The organism is Streptococcus parasanguinis (genome assembly GCF_031582885.1).
Taxonomy (GTDB): domain Bacteria; phylum Bacillota; class Bacilli; order Lactobacillales; family Streptococcaceae; genus Streptococcus; species Streptococcus parasanguinis_M.
In genome coordinates, this window is sequence record NZ_CP133988.1 from 1,715,327 (window position 1) to 1,730,094 (window position 14,768).

The 14,768-nt window shown below is 43.4% G+C and carries 13 protein-coding genes and 1 riboswitch; of the genes, 1 reads left to right on the forward strand and 12 read right to left on the reverse strand.

Translation table 11 applies throughout. The features are described from left to right. Positions 1–20 precede the first annotated feature (20 nt). The 4 genes from pulA to RDV49_RS08285 all read right to left on the reverse strand — a co-directional run bounded on the left by pulA (position 21) and on the right by RDV49_RS08285 (position 5,934). Entirely contained in the window at positions 21–2,330 is a 2,310-nt protein-coding gene (gene pulA / locus RDV49_RS08270) for a type I pullulanase (RefSeq protein WP_003006750.1), read from the reverse strand. 78 nt (positions 2,331–2,408) lie between these two features. Then, positions 2,409–3,371: a diacylglycerol kinase family lipid kinase gene (locus tag RDV49_RS08275; RefSeq protein WP_003006748.1), complete on the reverse strand. Its 963-nt coding sequence runs from the start codon at positions 3,369–3,371 to the stop codon at positions 2,409–2,411. A gap of 9 nt (positions 3,372–3,380) precedes the next feature. Next, complete coding sequence (gene ligA / locus RDV49_RS08280) at positions 3,381–5,339, reverse strand: NAD-dependent DNA ligase LigA (RefSeq protein ID WP_003006745.1); 1,959 nt, start codon at positions 5,337–5,339, stop codon at positions 3,381–3,383. Positions 5,340–5,424: 85 nt separating this feature from the next. Beyond that, complete coding sequence (locus RDV49_RS08285) at positions 5,425–5,934, reverse strand: QueT transporter family protein (protein WP_003006740.1); 510 nt, start codon at positions 5,932–5,934, stop codon at positions 5,425–5,427. Continuing rightward, a riboswitch (PreQ1 riboswitch) is annotated at positions 5,932–6,038 on the reverse strand. It overlaps the preceding gene by 3 nt. Before the next feature lie 28 nt (positions 6,039–6,066). Here RDV49_RS08285 and RDV49_RS08290 point away from each other — a divergent pair. Continuing rightward, positions 6,067–6,510 carry a GtrA family protein gene (locus RDV49_RS08290; protein WP_003006737.1) on the forward strand — a complete coding sequence of 148 codons (444 nt, stop codon included), beginning with the start codon at positions 6,067–6,069 and terminating at the stop codon, positions 6,508–6,510. Positions 6,511–6,535: 25 nt separating this feature from the next. Here the strand turns inward: RDV49_RS08290 and RDV49_RS08295 are convergent, their stop codons facing one another. The 8 genes from RDV49_RS08295 to metK form a co-directional block, all read right to left on the reverse strand. Then, positions 6,536–7,243 carry a B3/B4 domain-containing protein gene (locus tag RDV49_RS08295; RefSeq protein ID WP_003006735.1) on the reverse strand — a complete coding sequence of 236 codons (708 nt, stop codon included), beginning with the start codon at positions 7,241–7,243 and terminating at the stop codon, positions 6,536–6,538. Then, complete coding sequence (locus tag RDV49_RS08300; protein WP_003006732.1) at positions 7,240–7,704, reverse strand: MarR family winged helix-turn-helix transcriptional regulator; 465 nt, start codon at positions 7,702–7,704, stop codon at positions 7,240–7,242. The genes RDV49_RS08295 and RDV49_RS08300 overlap by 4 nt, the downstream gene beginning before the upstream one ends. Positions 7,705–7,954: 250 nt before the next feature. Further along, a complete protein-coding gene (locus tag RDV49_RS08305) occupies positions 7,955–8,926 on the reverse strand; it encodes a YihY/virulence factor BrkB family protein (RefSeq protein WP_003006728.1) in 972 nt (323 codons plus the stop codon). 82 nt (positions 8,927–9,008) lie between these two features. Continuing rightward, positions 9,009–9,869, reverse strand: a complete 861-nt coding sequence (locus RDV49_RS08310; RefSeq protein ID WP_003006725.1) for a methionyl aminopeptidase — start codon at positions 9,867–9,869, stop codon at positions 9,009–9,011. A gap of 21 nt (positions 9,870–9,890) precedes the next feature. Beyond that, on the reverse strand, positions 9,891–11,168 hold the full coding sequence (gene spxR / locus RDV49_RS08315) for a CBS-HotDog domain-containing transcription factor SpxR (protein WP_003006721.1): 1,278 nt from the start codon (positions 11,166–11,168) through the stop codon (positions 9,891–9,893). After that, positions 11,161–11,712: a GNAT family N-acetyltransferase gene (locus RDV49_RS08320; RefSeq protein WP_037607828.1), complete on the reverse strand. Its 552-nt coding sequence runs from the start codon at positions 11,710–11,712 to the stop codon at positions 11,161–11,163. Before RDV49_RS08320 ends, spxR begins: the two co-directional genes overlap by 8 nt. Positions 11,713–11,768: 56 nt before the next feature. Beyond that, positions 11,769–13,028 carry a UDP-N-acetylglucosamine 1-carboxyvinyltransferase gene (gene murA / locus RDV49_RS08325; RefSeq protein ID WP_003006715.1) on the reverse strand — a complete coding sequence of 420 codons (1,260 nt, stop codon included), beginning with the start codon at positions 13,026–13,028 and terminating at the stop codon, positions 11,769–11,771. Positions 13,029–13,221: 193 nt separating this feature from the next. Beyond that, positions 13,222–14,412, reverse strand: coding sequence for a methionine adenosyltransferase (metK, locus tag RDV49_RS08330; protein ID WP_003006712.1), 1,191 nt, complete (start codon positions 14,410–14,412; stop codon positions 13,222–13,224). Positions 14,413–14,768 lie beyond the last annotated feature (356 nt).

Genomic DNA, 14,768 nt, shown 5'->3' on the forward strand with positions numbered 1-14,768 from the left:
TTGTGATTTCTTTAAAAAGATTACGCTTTACCTTCATCTAGGACTTCAAAAACAGAAGCTGTTAAATTCTCCACATAGAATGGTCGTTTATGACGACTATTCCCAACCATCAATTTCAATTTATTTGAATTTTGGAGGTAATATGGAAGTCCGCTGGCGTTGAAGATGACCAAGTACTTCTTGTCTCCTGTTAGTTCAAATATCAGAAGTCCACTACAATCAGTTGCAGATTGGATAAAGACTTGTTGGTAGATTTTATCATAGCTTTCAAGCCCTAAGACAGGAAGACTTGTCTTCAAATTGATCAAGCTTCGGATATAGGCAATTGATTCCTTGTTTTGACTGACCAGATCCCAGTTGACCTGATTCACAAAATCTGGAGCATTGTAGGAATTCATGGCCCGTTCACGATCCAAAGGAGTGATTTCTCCATCAGGACCTGTCTCTACCAATTTGGTCCTCATGAACTCTTGACCCAATTGCATAAAGGTCATGCCCTGAAAGAGCAGATTCATGGCCGTAGCCAACTCTGAGCGCTTGACCAATCCTGCTACTTTTTCATTCGGATGAAGAGTCTGAAGCAAGTCATAGAGATTATAATTGTCATGAGCCTCCACATAATTCAAGACCTGATTGGGACTTAAATAATTGCCAAGCTCTGCACTACCTAAAACAGCACGCGCTACGATATACTCTGTTGATTTTCTGCTGACGAAGCCACGTTTGATGGAACCATAAACCTCAGCCCCTTTAATGGCATCGCGCTCCGTATCATTGAAGAATCCAATTCGAGGCAATTGCGCTGCATTGTCTTTCTTAGCCTTATCTTCTGGTGCGAGTCCTGTTCCCATGTCCCAACCTTCTCCGTAAAGAAAAATGCGAGGATCCAGAGCATCCATAGCCTCCCGAATAGCATTCATCGTCCTTACATCGTGAATACCCATCAAATCAAAGCGGAAGCCATCGATCTGGTACTCTTTGACCCAATGCGTGAGGGAATCAATCATGTACTTGCGGTACATTTCATGCTCACTAGCCGTTTCATTCCCAACACCTGTCCCATTTTGGAAACGACCATCTGGCTCCATCCGGTAATAATAATCGGGCACTGTATTTTGGAAAGGACCATGTTCGGTCGAATAGATATGATTGTAGACCACATCCAAGACCACAGAAATTCCTGCCTCATGATAAGCCCGGATCATTGTTTTGAGCTCTTTCATGGTTTGTTTCGGATTGGATGGATCCGTTGAAAAGCTAGTTTCTGGTGCAGAATAATTCTGAACGTCGTAGCCCCAATTATAGGTCACCTGGCCTTCATCGTCGTACTGTTTAAAGCGATCAGAAATCGGCTGCAGTTGCACGACATTGACCCCTAACTGACGGATATAATCAAAGGCAGTTGCATCACCATGGCTATTGACGGTTCCTTCTTGGCAAGCCCCCAGATAGGTTCCACGTAAAGACTCGTCCACACCTGATGTCGGTGACTTGGTCAAATCCCGAAGGTGCATCTCATAAATCACTGCTTGACAAGGATTGTCCAAGCGCCAAGGAGTCGCATCGGCGCCTTTTTTAGGACCCCAATCAAACTGACGATCTGCTCGTGAAAGAATGGCTGAGCGCATCCCATCGGCTGTCGTTGCAATGCTATAAGGATCGCGCGTTACTTGAGTATGGTGTTCAAAATGCACACGATATTGATAGGCCATGCCACTTAAATTTCCTAGAAAATCTAAAATCCAAACACCATGGGTATTTTCTGGGTGGTAGCTAGACTCTTGTTTACCACGCGTCATCGGAATGCTCTTCCAAATAGGCGCATCCGAGTCTGTTGATTGATAAAGCAACAATTCAACTTTCTTAGCCGTTGGTGCCCACAGTTTAAAGCAATGCTCCCCTTCTTCCTCCCGATGACCGAGCCATCCTTGATACGCCCATTTAGCATCAAACTCTCTAGGACGCATTGCCATATCGTAGGCATGAGGCTGACGATGGCTGTAGGCATGACTCGTCAAAGCAGCTTGCAAAGAATAATAGACTGTATCGTCTCCATCGAGAATCCATACTTCTCGAACATAGCCTTCTGGTAAAAGTTCGATTTCAAAATCACGGGTCTTGGTGAGCCAATCCCCTTCTTTGACCAAGACATGGCCCCGGTTCAAGGGTTCTTCGCTCTCATAAATTAGATTGCCTTCTACTCCAAAATAATCCAACTTGGAGAAAGAGACTGATTTTCCTTCTACTTGATCCTGCCACTGCCACATATCATAGGCAAAATAATTTCCTTTTTGCTTATGAAAATGAAGCTTTACATGGTATTGTCGCATAACATTTTCCTATTTCCAATTTAATACCGAAGGAACCATCCGCTTGTAAAACACGTAACGGACTCCAACTATTTGTTTTTATTCTTCAGATGGGTGAACCAAAGCATCGTTGTTGATTTCATCAATATTTGCAAAGAATTCCAAGTGATTATGGAAGACTTCCAATTCAACTGGAGTATCTCCTCCGTACTCCCCATCTAGATTGATACGGAATGGTTGAGCATTTTTTCCTAACATTTCGATCGTCAACTTCTTGGTCTTGAGATATTCTACATTTTCATCGTGCACATGCTTGCCTCCATTGATGGCCTGAATCATCAAGGACAACATGTTAAAGAGCTTAGCAGTTTTTACGATAATCAAGGTAAAGTTCCCATCATCAAGCTTAGCATCTGGCGCGACACTTTCAAAACCAGCAATGGAGTTGGTCAAGGCCACGAAAATCATAGACGCTGGCCCTTCAAAGACACCATTGTCATGCTCAATCCGCACCTTACGAGCCTTGTTTCGCGGCAACATTTTAGCAGCTTCTGCCACATAGGCAAAGTAACCCAAGCGAGATTTAACACTACTTGGAACACTGAAGGTCAATTCTGTCATGGTTCCTGCTGCAGCAATGTTGATGAAATACTTGCTGCCATAGGCACGACCAATATCCATTTGAATGGTTTGGTTTTTTTCTATAATGCGGGCAGCCGCCACAGGATCACCCATCGGGATCTTCAAGGCACGCGCATAGTCATTGGTGGTACCAGTCGGGATAAAGGCCATCTGCGGACGATTTTCCAGACCTGCAACCCCATTGACCACTTCGTTAATCGTACCATCTCCACCAGCGGCAATGATTAAATCAAAGCCTGCCTTAGCGGCTCTTTCTGCTTCATTTTGGGCAGAAAATGGTTCTGGAGTCGTTTGATAAGCGCTAGTTTCATAGCCCACATCTTCGAGTACGTCCAAGACTTCCGCAATATTTTTCTTGATAATTTCTTGCCCAGAGGTCGGATTATAAATTAAACGGGCTTTTTTGATTCGTTCTACCATAAAGATCCTCTATAAACTTTCAAGCCAGGCCTCATCTTCTACCTGGATTCCTAATTCTTGTGCTTTGGTTAACTTGCTACCAGCGTCACTACCTGCAACGACTAAATCTGTTTTTTTGGAAACCGATCCAGTTACCTTAGCGCCCAGACTTTCTAATTTTGCCTTGGCTTCTGAACGCGTGAGTCGCTCTAGCTTCCCAGTCAAAACGACTGTCATTCCTGATAGGGCCGCATCAGCAGCGACTTTCTCACCAAGATAAGCCATATTGACACCAGCTTCTTTGAGCTCTTGTAATAGGCGCTTGGATCCTTCTTGCGCGAAATAACGCTTGAGACTTTCAGCCACGACCATACCGAGACTATCAATGCTGGCAATCCGTTCTGGATCAGCTGTAGCCAATTGATCGAGGTCATGGAATTCTTGGAGCAAGATTTGACTAACCTTGCTACCGACATGGCGGATCCCCAAACCAAAGAGTAACTTCTCAGCTGAATTCTCTTTTGAAGCTTGAATAGCTTCATAGAGTTTTTCAGCAGATTTTTCTTTAAAGCCTTCTAAGGTCAATAGATCCTCGACTGTCAGACGATAAATCCCTGCCACATCCTCTACTAACTGAGCTGCAAAGAGTTTCTCTACAACAGCTGGACCCAAGCCTGTGATATTCATAGCATCCCGACTGGCAAAGTGGTTCAATCCTTCCTTAATCTGTGCTGGACAGAGCGGATTGATACAGCGAAGGGCCACCTCATCCTCAAAATGAAGCAACTCACTCTGACAACTAGGACATTGAGTTGGAATGGCTAATGCTTGATCAGATACCCGTTTATCTTTGACAACACGCAAGACCGCAGGAATGATATCACCCGCCTTGTAGACAATGACGGTATCATCCTGATGGATGTCTTTTTCAGCAATATAGTCCACATTGTGCAAGGTTGCCCGACTAACAGTGGTTCCTGCTAGCTGGACTGGAGTTAGATTGGCAGTTGGCGTCACAACACCGGTTCGTCCAACCGTCCAATCCACCGATAGGATTTTCGCTTCTTTTTCTTCAGCTGGAAACTTATAGGCGACAGCCCATTTAGGGGCTTTTACGGTAAAGCCTAGTTCTTCTTGAACAGCTAGGTCATTGACCTTGATGACGATCCCATCGATATCGTAGGGAAGATCCTCTCGAAGTTGAGCTACTTTTTGGATAAAGTCCCAAATTTGCTCCATATCCTCAGCCAGCACTCGCTCTTGGTTCACGACAAAGCCTAAGCAGGCTAATTTCTCAAGCACGCCTTCCTGACTGCTTTGATCCGTCGGGCTCACTTCTTGATACAAGAAGGTTGCAAGATTTCGCTTGGCCACGATTGTCGTATCCAATTGGCGAAGTGTTCCTGCAGCAGCATTCCGCGGATTAGCAAACTCCGGCTCGCCGTTTTCTTGACGGATCTGATTGACCCGATCAAAGGAAGCCCGTGGCATGTAGCACTCGCCTCGAACTGTAATGTTCACTGGCTCTGGTAACACCAAAGGAATGTCCTTGACCCGCTTGAGGTTCTCTGTAATATCCTCACCGACAGAACCATCCCCACGTGTCGCCCCCGTTACGAGGACTCCATTTTCATAGGTGAGGGAAATGGACAAGCCATCGATTTTCAGCTCACATACATAGCTGATAGAAGGAAATTCCTTACGGACACGCTGATCAAAGGCTTCTAATTCTTCACGCGAAAAAGCATCCTGCAAACTATAAAGGGGATACTGGTGCTGGTATTTGGTAAAGCCTTTTAAAACCACACCACCTACACGGTGAGTTGGACTCTCTGGTAAGATCTCATCTGGATGAGCAGTTTCTAGTTCCACCAACTCCCGATATAATTGATCATATTCACTATCTGAAACAGATGGAGCGTCTTTTGTGTAATACTCGTAAGCATATCGATTGAGTAATTCCACTAATTCTTTCATTCTGGTTTTCATGTTCTTATTTTATCATAAAATCTTAATTTAGCCTTGAATTTACTGCATTCTTAGCATTAAAAAAAGGAGCCAAAGCTCCCTTTTCCTATTTTGTAAAATCGATCCGTTTAGAAAGTTGATTGATCACAATCGCTCCAAAAATCAAGGATGCGAATTCACCCAATCCCATAGTCAACCAGTTATAGAAGAATGGTTGGCCTTGAAGGTAGTATAGTTCCAAGGCAATCGTAAACATGGAGATGGAAAAGAAAATCGCAAACAAGAAATGGTCCAAGCGAATAAGACCGTCAAACAAGAACTTGTTTTTGAATCGACCAAATAGAATGAGTCCAAGTCCTAAGAAGACAAAGGTTGAACCTCCACCGACAAAGACATCGATCCATCCAAAACTAAATAAGTTAGCAATCATACAACCAAGCGTCACCGCAATCAAGTACTTCTTATTGTAAAAAGCTAAGAAATTCATCATTTCCGAAACACGGAATTGATAGCCATAGTAGGCCATAGCGTTAAGAGGTGGGGTAATGGTCAATACGATATAAATCGCAGCAACAATGGCAATTTGTGCCATATCACGAGCAGTTAACTGTTTCATCTATTCTCCTTTAGCGGTTTTCCCGCGTGTAATATGCTTGGCGAAAGGATCTTAAGCACCAAGGGTTGAAGGTTTGATTTCTTCAACCTTTCAAGTATAGCATATTTTGAGGTTTTATGGTAGACTGAATTTATGAAAATACTAATTAAAAAATTTTTTGATAATGAAATTTTATCCTATCTCTTTTTTGGGGTTGCCACAACCATTGTTTCCGTCGGAACCCGCCTCTTCATCTATCAAGTGTCTCGTGATGAACGATTAGCGACCGCGATTGGAAACATCGCTGGGATCCTCTTTGCCTTTGCGACCAACGATACCATTGTCTTTAAACAAGAAAGAAAGGGCTGGTTTCAGCGCTTGATTCGATTTGCAATTGCGCGCTCTGGGACCTTTATTCTAGATATGGCCTTGACTGAGATTTTTGTCAAGCAATTCCCAGGAATTATCGGGCAATTTGTCAACAATAACAAGAGTCAAATCAATCTGATTGAAACCCTCTTTGCACAAGTGGCCATTGTGGTCCTCAATTACGTCTTTAGTAAACTCTTTGTCTTTAAAAACAAAAATAAGGCTTGAAACGATTGTTTCAAGCCTTATTCTTTTAAACTTCTATACTTGCATGCTCTGCACTTAATTGATAGATGGTGCCTTCAACCCCAAAATAATCCTTGGCTAGATCTTTCAATTCCTGCATGGCTGTTTGGGCTCGTTTGGCCTGCTCCTCGTTGATGGCTTCAATGACCAAAATAGCGTCCTTGGTATCTTCAGTTAGCATGGTTCTTTGAGCCTCACGCCAATTCAAACAACGGCAAACGGCGCCTTCTTGGTCGTAGTAGATGATCTCCCCTTCCAAAGCTGGCGAATCTTCGTCAGCTCCTAATGGAAAGAAAGGTTCGCCTCCTTTCGCTTGACCTAGAGAGAGGCCACCCACCAATTTATCCATATCTTCTCCCCCACAAGGAAGGGCATAAGCCATCGACACGCTATTGTAAAGATCCACCAAAGGATTAATCGGATAGAATTCACGTCCCTGGTAAACCCGTTTTAAGAGTGCCTCGATGGAAGATCGGGCTCCTTTTTTTGTTTTAAACTTGCTAAAAGCTTGGCGCCACTCTTGAACGAACTCACTCTGGGTATAGTTTTCTTCATCGATAAATTCCCATGCTCGCTTGGCACCCTTGTCCAATAATTCTTTGAAATAAGGATCCTTGGCTTCATCTACTGTATTATCAATGCCATACAAGGACATCACTGTAATTCTAGCTGTTGGAAATAAATCCCAAAATGCTTGATCGACTGTCACTTTCATTGCTTTACCTCACTATAATTTCTTTTTTGACCTTTTTTGACTAGTTCCCAATCCAGGGTGATATTCTCACGAACTCGGATCAGATACTCCTCTAACTGTGCGACTTCTTCTTTGGAAAATCCTTTTAAGGCAGTTGTCTCAGAGTAAAGATGTTCCCCTAAAATGAAGGGGTAAATCTGCTTGCCTTTTTCAGTTAATTCCCATTCCTTGGTTTTAAGGTTTTCACCCCTTGGGCGCTGCTGAATCAATCCTCGTTCTTCTAGTTTTTTTACGGATCGGGCAACAGTTGAGCGATCGACTTTTAAGAGCTCAGAGAGTTCTTCCTGAATCATTCCAGGTTGCTCCGCAATTCGCACCAGGTAAAGGTATTGACCACGCGCCAAATCCAAATCTCGAAATTCAATATTTGCTATAGAATCCAGAGCTCGCGCAATGATGCCTATCTCACGCAAAATACTCATCCCACTCCTCCTTTCCTATTGACAATAGCATAACACATTTTTGTTGCATTTGCAATAAAATGGATAAAAAAAAGAGGCTGGAACAAAAGTCCTAGCCTCTAAATTATTTTTGAATTGTGAAGCAAGACGCAGTGGTTGAGTGGGCTCTACTACGCTGATCCCATCAGCTTTTACAGCCCTACTCAACTGTGCGGAGGTGGGACGACGAAATCGAATTTTAACGAATGACCGTTTTCTGTCCCACTCTCCCTTATTCCGTTTTTTCTTTTTTTATCAAGCGTAACCGACGCTTTAATTTTTGTGAAACTTCTCTATGCCGAAAGTCCACTTCTTCTGATTTTAACTTAGAGACAATTTCTCCACTGCGCGTTTGGAACTTGGCTTCTCTGGCAAATTGGATACTGGCGTTTAAAATACAACCAATAATCATGATTTTTGCCACCAAGATGAACCAGAACATGATGACCGCTAGGACGACCGAACCGAAGAAACGAGCATCTAAGAAATGACTCACATAACGATCCACATATTTCCAAAAGATATTCAAGATCGCATACAGGACAGCAACAACAAAGGTCGCCCCTGGCAATACATATCTAAATTTTGGAATTTTGACATTTGGAAGGGTGTAATAGAGCAAGACCAGACTGACAAAAAGTAAGAGGTAGATGGTCGGCTCTGTCAAATTCAGTAAGCGCACATAAATCGTCCGATCAAATGAAAAGGTCTGATAGAGATAACGAACGATCATTTTCCCAAACATGGAAAGGATCAGCGAGAGTCCAAACAAGCCCTGCAAGGCAAAACTGATCAGAAAGCTAAAGAGTCGCCCCCAGATAATACCACGCTCCTTTTCCACCCCATAACTCTTGTTATAGGCTTTTTGGAGGTAGGCAATGCTCTGAGAGAAGATCCACAAAGCAGAAATAATCGAGAAACTCAGTAAGCCTGTCGAAGGTTTGGTCAAGACACTCGAAATCATCTGTGCCACTATTCGATATAAGGAGGCTGGCAAGACTTTTTGTAAGCTTAAAAGAATCTGAGTGGGACGAATATGAAAGTAGGGTAAAATATTGGCTGCAATCAGCATCAAAGGGAAAATGGAGATCAGCAAATAATAGGCCACCGCAATGCTAGTGATATCAGACTCTGCACTCTGATAAAACCGCACGAAGCCCTTTATAAATGGCTGTCCCAGTATTTTTTGTAGGACCTTTTTCATTCGTCACCTCCCTATTTTACTAAAAAAGAGCAAAGAGCGAAACCAGACACTTGCCTTCAGCTCCATTCTTTCCTCTCTAGTTTTAGTATGTTCCTTCTTCACCTTGACTAGTCAAGATCACTGGACCATCTTTTGTAATCACAAATTGATGCTCGTATTGACAAGAAAGTCCACCGTCGAGGGTCTTATGGGCCCAACCAGTTTCCATATCTGTATCAATCTCCCAAGTACCGGTATTAATCATTGGCTCAATCGTCAAGACCATCCCTTCACGTAAACGAAGACCGCGTCCAGCACGACCATAATGCGGGACCATTGGTTCTTCATGCATGGTAGGCCCGACACCGTGTCCGACCAAATCACGCACCACGCCATAGCCTTTGCTTTCCGCATACTCTTGAATCGCTGCACCAATATCTCCCAAGCGATTGCCAACGACCGCTTTCTCAATTCCCTTATAGAGACATTCTTTGGTCACGTCCATCAAATCTTTGACTTCTTGCGAAACATTTCCAACCGCATAAGCCCAGCAAGAGTCCGCCAAGCCACCAGTATAAGACTCAGTGTTTTTCTTCATTTGCGCCACATTGTCAAAATCTAATTTCGATACATCCAAAACAGATTTATCCAGTGGTTCTGACAAGACCATGTCTACCTTGAGGAGATCACCATCTTTGAGAATGACGTGACGTGGAAAAGCATGGGCTACTTCGTCATTCAAACCACAGCAAGTCGCATAAGGATAGTCCATGAGACTACCTTCTACACCGATTTGAAGCGGCAAGACATTGGCTTCTTTACAGCGACGACGGACATATTCTTCTACTTCCCATAGGTCAAGCCCTGGCTTGATCAAGTCACGTAATCCAATATGGATACTGGCAAGGAAATCACCTGCACGATCCATGGCTTCAATTTCACGTTGTGATTTTAATGTAATCATTGTCTCCTCATTTCTTTTTGTTTAATTAATCTTAATTGTAATGGTTGCTTTCGCAACTAGCTGCAGATCTAAATACAAGCTAAAATCAACCAAGGCCGAACGTCTGGTTCGTCGAACTAGTTGTGGTTCAATGCGGATCACATCATCCACCTGCACAGCCTGTAAAAAATTGATGATCAACTGTTCGACAATCAAGCTACGCCCACTGTGTTGCATCATCTTGCGAATAATCTTCATCAGCACTTCGATCATGACCCCATTGGCCAAAACACCGCTTTTCTCCAGCATACTTGGCTCCACTGTGAATTGGTAATGGTCGTTCTCTGTCTGAATCTTTTGACCGATCTGCTCACTAAAGGTTGGTAAGCTCGAAAACTGCACCTTGCTAATCCGATCCATGACATCCCGACGCGTAATAACCCCCAGCAAGGTCTGGTTATTACGAACAACAGGAATCATTTCATAATCTTCAGCGATCATCCGTTGGCTAATCGTCGCAATGCTGGTGGACAAATTAGTGGTAAAAATGGTCCGTGACATCACCTTATCAAGGGTCGTCTGAGGCGCCTTATCTCCAGCATCTCTCATGGTTACGACGCCCACTACCATCTGGTGCTGATTGACAACCGGAAAACGACTAAAGCGATTCTTTCGAACCAAATCTAAATAATCCCGGACCGTATCCGTCTCAGAAAGATAGCCGTACTCATGGAAGGGCCGATAGACCTGCTCGACTGTCAAGATATCCGTCTTGATCTGCATGTTAGACAAAGCCTTATTGATCATGGTCGCGACGGTATAGGTATCGTGTGAAGTTCGGATGACTGGGATTTGTACCTGATTGGCCAGATCAATCACATCCTCACTCACTTCAAAGCCACCCGTCACTAAGACCGCATTGTCATGCTTAAGAGCCAATCGTTGGATGCTAGTGCGGTCACCCACGATCAAAAGCCCCCCTTCAGAAACATAGTCAAGGACGTGCTTTTCTGTCATGGCACCGATATAAAATTTATTAAATTCTTTTTCGAGTCCCTCTTCACCAGCTAATATTTCAGAACCGGTGATTTCTAAAATTTCCCGATAAGTCAGGTGCTCTAGTACAGCTTTTTGCGATTTGACACGGATGGTCCCGCTTCTAGGACGCGTTTCGACAATTCCTTGATTTTCAGCTTCTTTAATGGCACGATAGGCCGTCCCATCACTGACATTCAAAAAATTGGAGATACTGCGGACACTGACCCGTTTTCCAATCGGTAATTTTTCGAGATAGTCTAAAATCTCTTGGTGTTTACTCATAGAAGTCCCCTCTACCTAGGCGGAAATCATAATAATCGCGCATTTTACGCGTATAGCGGTCACTCCCTTTGAATTGACGAAAGAGACGAAAACCAGCCTTCAAAGCAACCTTTTGACTCCCTGCATTTTCAACATGGGTGACAATCTTAAGCTCCTTCAGTTGAAATTTTTCAAACGATAGAGAGACCAACTCTTTGACCGCTTCTGTCATCAGACCCTTTCCCCAAAAATCTTTGTGTAAAAAGTAGCCTAACTCAGCCTCTCCCTTAATTTCATCCAACTTTTCAAACTTGATGGAGCCAATCATCTGATTGGTTTCCTTATCACAGATCGCCCAAACCCCCAAAGGATTTTTCATGAAATAGTTGGCTAGTACATATTGAGTTTCAGCAAGATCGGCTTGTGCAGGGAAGATAAATTGTAAATTTTCAGGATTCGAAGCAATCTTATAAAAATCTTCCGCATCCTCAAAGAGAAAAGGTCGTAAATACAACCTTTGTGTTTCAATTAGTGAATAGGCAGCTAAGTTCGTCCAAATATTCATTTCAAACTCCATTGTTCGTGTATCCAGCCGCCACTATCAGATCCCAAGTTCTGTCACTATTCCTCTACCAACTGGATGTCTGCTCCAAGTTGGGTCAATTTATGAATAATATCTGAATACCCGCGAAGGATGTATTCCACATTTGTAATTTCTGTTGTTCCAGAAGCCATGAGACCGGCGATCACTAAAGCCGCACCAGCTCGAAGATCCGTCGCTTTCACACTGGATCCTGTCAATTGATTTGGCCCTTCATAAATAATGTGGTCGTTCAAGGTCGAAATGGTGGCCCCCATTTTAGCTAATTCTGGTACATGGTTGACCCGTTTTTCATAAATCGTATCAACAATGCGACCACGTCCTACAGCCGTTAAGAGCAAAGGCGTGATCGGTTGTTGCAAGTCAGTCGCAAAACCAGGATAAGGAGATGTTTTGATCTGGATGGCCTTCAAGCCTGTTTGCTTTTCTACAAAGATACTATCTTCAGAAATGGTCATGCGCACACCCATTTCCTCTAACTTAGCAATATAGCTCTCTAAATGCTCATATAGGACATTATTGATCTGGATACCTTCCCCAATAGCAGCTGCAAGGGCAATATAGGTTCCTGCTTCGATACGATCTGGAATCACCTGATGTCTCGTTCCATGCAATTGTGGAACACCATCAATGATAATAATATCTGTCCCTGCTCCACGAATATGGGCTCCCATGTTGTTGAGCAAGGTCACCACATCGATAATTTCAGGTTCCCGCGCCGCATTTTCGATCACTGTCCGACCTTCAGCCTTGACTGCTGCCAAAATCGTATTGATCGTTGCACCGACACTAACAGTATCCATGTAGATGTTAGCTCCTTGAAGAGGCTTGCCATTAGTCGCAAGTTTCATACTAGAGCCATCCATGGTCATAGCAGCTCCCATCGCTTCAAAGGCCTTCAAATGCAAATCGATCGGACGTGGTCCAAGGTCACACCCACCAGGCAGTCCAACCGTTGCTTGACCATAGCGTCCTAGTAGGCCGCCATAGAAATAATAGGAAGCTCGCAGACTGTTGATCTTTCCAAATGGCATGGGCATATTCTTCACCCCACGTGGATCAATAATCAAACTGTCTTCTTTGCGCTCGATCTTAGCCCCCATGATGGTCATGATTTCAATTAGACTCGACACGTCGGAGATATCCGGTACCCCATCAAGGGTCACGATATCATCCGCCAGAATGGTCGCCGGAATCAGGGCTACTACACTATTTTTTGCACCACTAATGGTCACCTCTCCTTTTAGAGGGCGACCACCATTTATTACAATTTTTTTCATCTTAATAATTTATTAGCTCTTTCAAGTCTTTTTTCCTTTTACTATCGTTTTTGGTAACGGAAATAAAAGGGACAACGTATTCAAAATACTGCATCTATTATACCACAGATTGACCTATTTTTCCATCTGTAGGAATTTTCAAAACGAAAAAAAGCTAGGATCAACTTGACCCTAACTTTTCCATTTCAACTAATTATTTTACAGCTTCTTTCAAGGCTTCTACCTTGTCCAAACATTCCCATGGAAGGTCAATATCTGTCCGTCCCATATGGCCATAAGCCGCTGTTTGACGATAGATTGGACGTTTCAAATCCAGCATTTGGATAATCCCTGCAGGACGAAGATCAAAGATCTCACGTGCTGCTTTTTCAAGCTTACTTTCAGCGACTGTTCCCGTACCGAAGGTATCGATCCGAACAGAGACAGGTTGAGCCACCCCAATGGCATAAGCCAATTGCACTTCTGCTTTCTTAGCAAGACCTGCTGCTACAATGTTTTTGGCAATGTAGCGAGCTGCATAAGAAGCGGAACGGTCCACCTTAGTGGCATCCTTACCAGAGAAGGCACCACCACCGTGACGTGAATAACCACCATAAGTATCCACGATAATCTTACGACCTGTCAAACCTGAGTCCCCTTGAGGTCCACCAATAACAAAGCGACCAGTAGGGTTGATGAAGAATTTGGTCTCAGCATCTAGATAAGAAGCTGGAATCACTTCCTTGATGACCTTATTGATCACATCCTGGTGGATTTGTTCATTGCTGACATCTGGATCGTGTTGAGTTGAAATAACCACCGTATCCACGCGCACTGGCTGGTCATTTTCATCATACTCAACAGTGACTTGTGACTTGGCATCTGGACGAAGGTAGCTGATTTCACCAGACTTCCGAAGCTCTGCCAACCGACGAACCAACTTGTGGCTGAGTGAAATTGGTAATGGCATGAGTTCTTCTGTTTCATCCACCGCAAAACCAAACATGAGACCTTGATCTCCTGCTCCGATCAAATCAAGTGGATCTTGATCTTCATTTCCACGAACTTCCAAGGCTTCATTAACCCCTTGGGCAATATCAGGAGATTGTTCCACCAAGGATGGGTGAACTCCCACCGTCTCCGCAGAGAATCCATATTCCGTATTGGTATAGCCAATCTCTGCAATGGTATCACGAACCACACGGTTAATATCCACATAAGCAGTCGTTGAAATCTCACCAAAGACATGCACGGAACCAGTATAAACAGCTGTTTCCGCAGCCACGTGAGCTTCTGGATCTTGCTCTAAAATAGCATCTAAAATAGCATCTGAAATTTGGTCTGCAATCTTATCTGGATGCCCCTCAGATACTGATTCAGACGTGAAAAGTTTACGTTCTGACATAAAAATGTCCCCCCTTAAAAAATATTGTTATAGAGTTACAAAGTACTGATAGAAGATTTCTACCACCTTATCGGGACCATATAACACTTCATTATAACACATTACATATGATATGGAAAATGATTTTTCAAAAAGCCCATTAAATCAGCTTTTTCGGTCTATGCACTACCCAGTTAAACTGACTTAAACAGTCCTCAAAGTTCCTAAAAAGTTCACAAATAATACCCCGTAGGATATCTATCAATTGACGAGTTCAGCAGGCAAGATTTAGTACCCTCACACGGTGCTTTTTTTATCTTCAAAAATGGTAGGCGTCCGCGTACCAATGGGTACTCGAAAACCTACCATCTACTTAA

Coding starts and splice junctions, on each gene's coding strand:
- RDV49_RS08275 (WP_003006748.1), bottom strand. CDS start 3,371: ATGGTAGAACGAATCAAAAAAGCCCGTTTAATTTATAATCCGACCTCT.
- spxR (WP_003006721.1), bottom strand. CDS start 11,168: ATGAGTAAACACCAAGAGATTTTAGACTATCTCGAAAAATTACCGATT.
- RDV49_RS08290 (WP_003006737.1), top strand. CDS start 6,067: ATGAAAATACTAATTAAAAAATTTTTTGATAATGAAATTTTATCCTAT.
- RDV49_RS08320 (WP_037607828.1), bottom strand. CDS start 11,712: ATGAATATTTGGACGAACTTAGCTGCCTATTCACTAATTGAAACACAA.
- RDV49_RS08305 (WP_003006728.1), bottom strand. CDS start 8,926: ATGAAAAAGGTCCTACAAAAAATACTGGGACAGCCATTTATAAAGGGC.
- murA (WP_003006715.1), bottom strand. CDS start 13,028: ATGAAAAAAATTGTAATAAATGGTGGTCGCCCTCTAAAAGGAGAGGTG.
- RDV49_RS08285 (WP_003006740.1), bottom strand. CDS start 5,934: ATGAAACAGTTAACTGCTCGTGATATGGCACAAATTGCCATTGTTGCT.
- metK (WP_003006712.1), bottom strand. CDS start 14,412: ATGTCAGAACGTAAACTTTTCACGTCTGAATCAGTATCTGAGGGGCAT.
- RDV49_RS08295 (WP_003006735.1), bottom strand. CDS start 7,243: ATGAAAGTGACAGTCGATCAAGCATTTTGGGATTTATTTCCAACAGCT.
- ligA (WP_003006745.1), bottom strand. CDS start 5,339: ATGAAAACCAGAATGAAAGAATTAGTGGAATTACTCAATCGATATGCT.
- RDV49_RS08300 (WP_003006732.1), bottom strand. CDS start 7,704: ATGAGTATTTTGCGTGAGATAGGCATCATTGCGCGAGCTCTGGATTCT.
- pulA (WP_003006750.1), bottom strand. CDS start 2,330: ATGCGACAATACCATGTAAAGCTTCATTTTCATAAGCAAAAAGGAAAT.
- RDV49_RS08310 (WP_003006725.1), bottom strand. CDS start 9,869: ATGATTACATTAAAATCACAACGTGAAATTGAAGCCATGGATCGTGCA.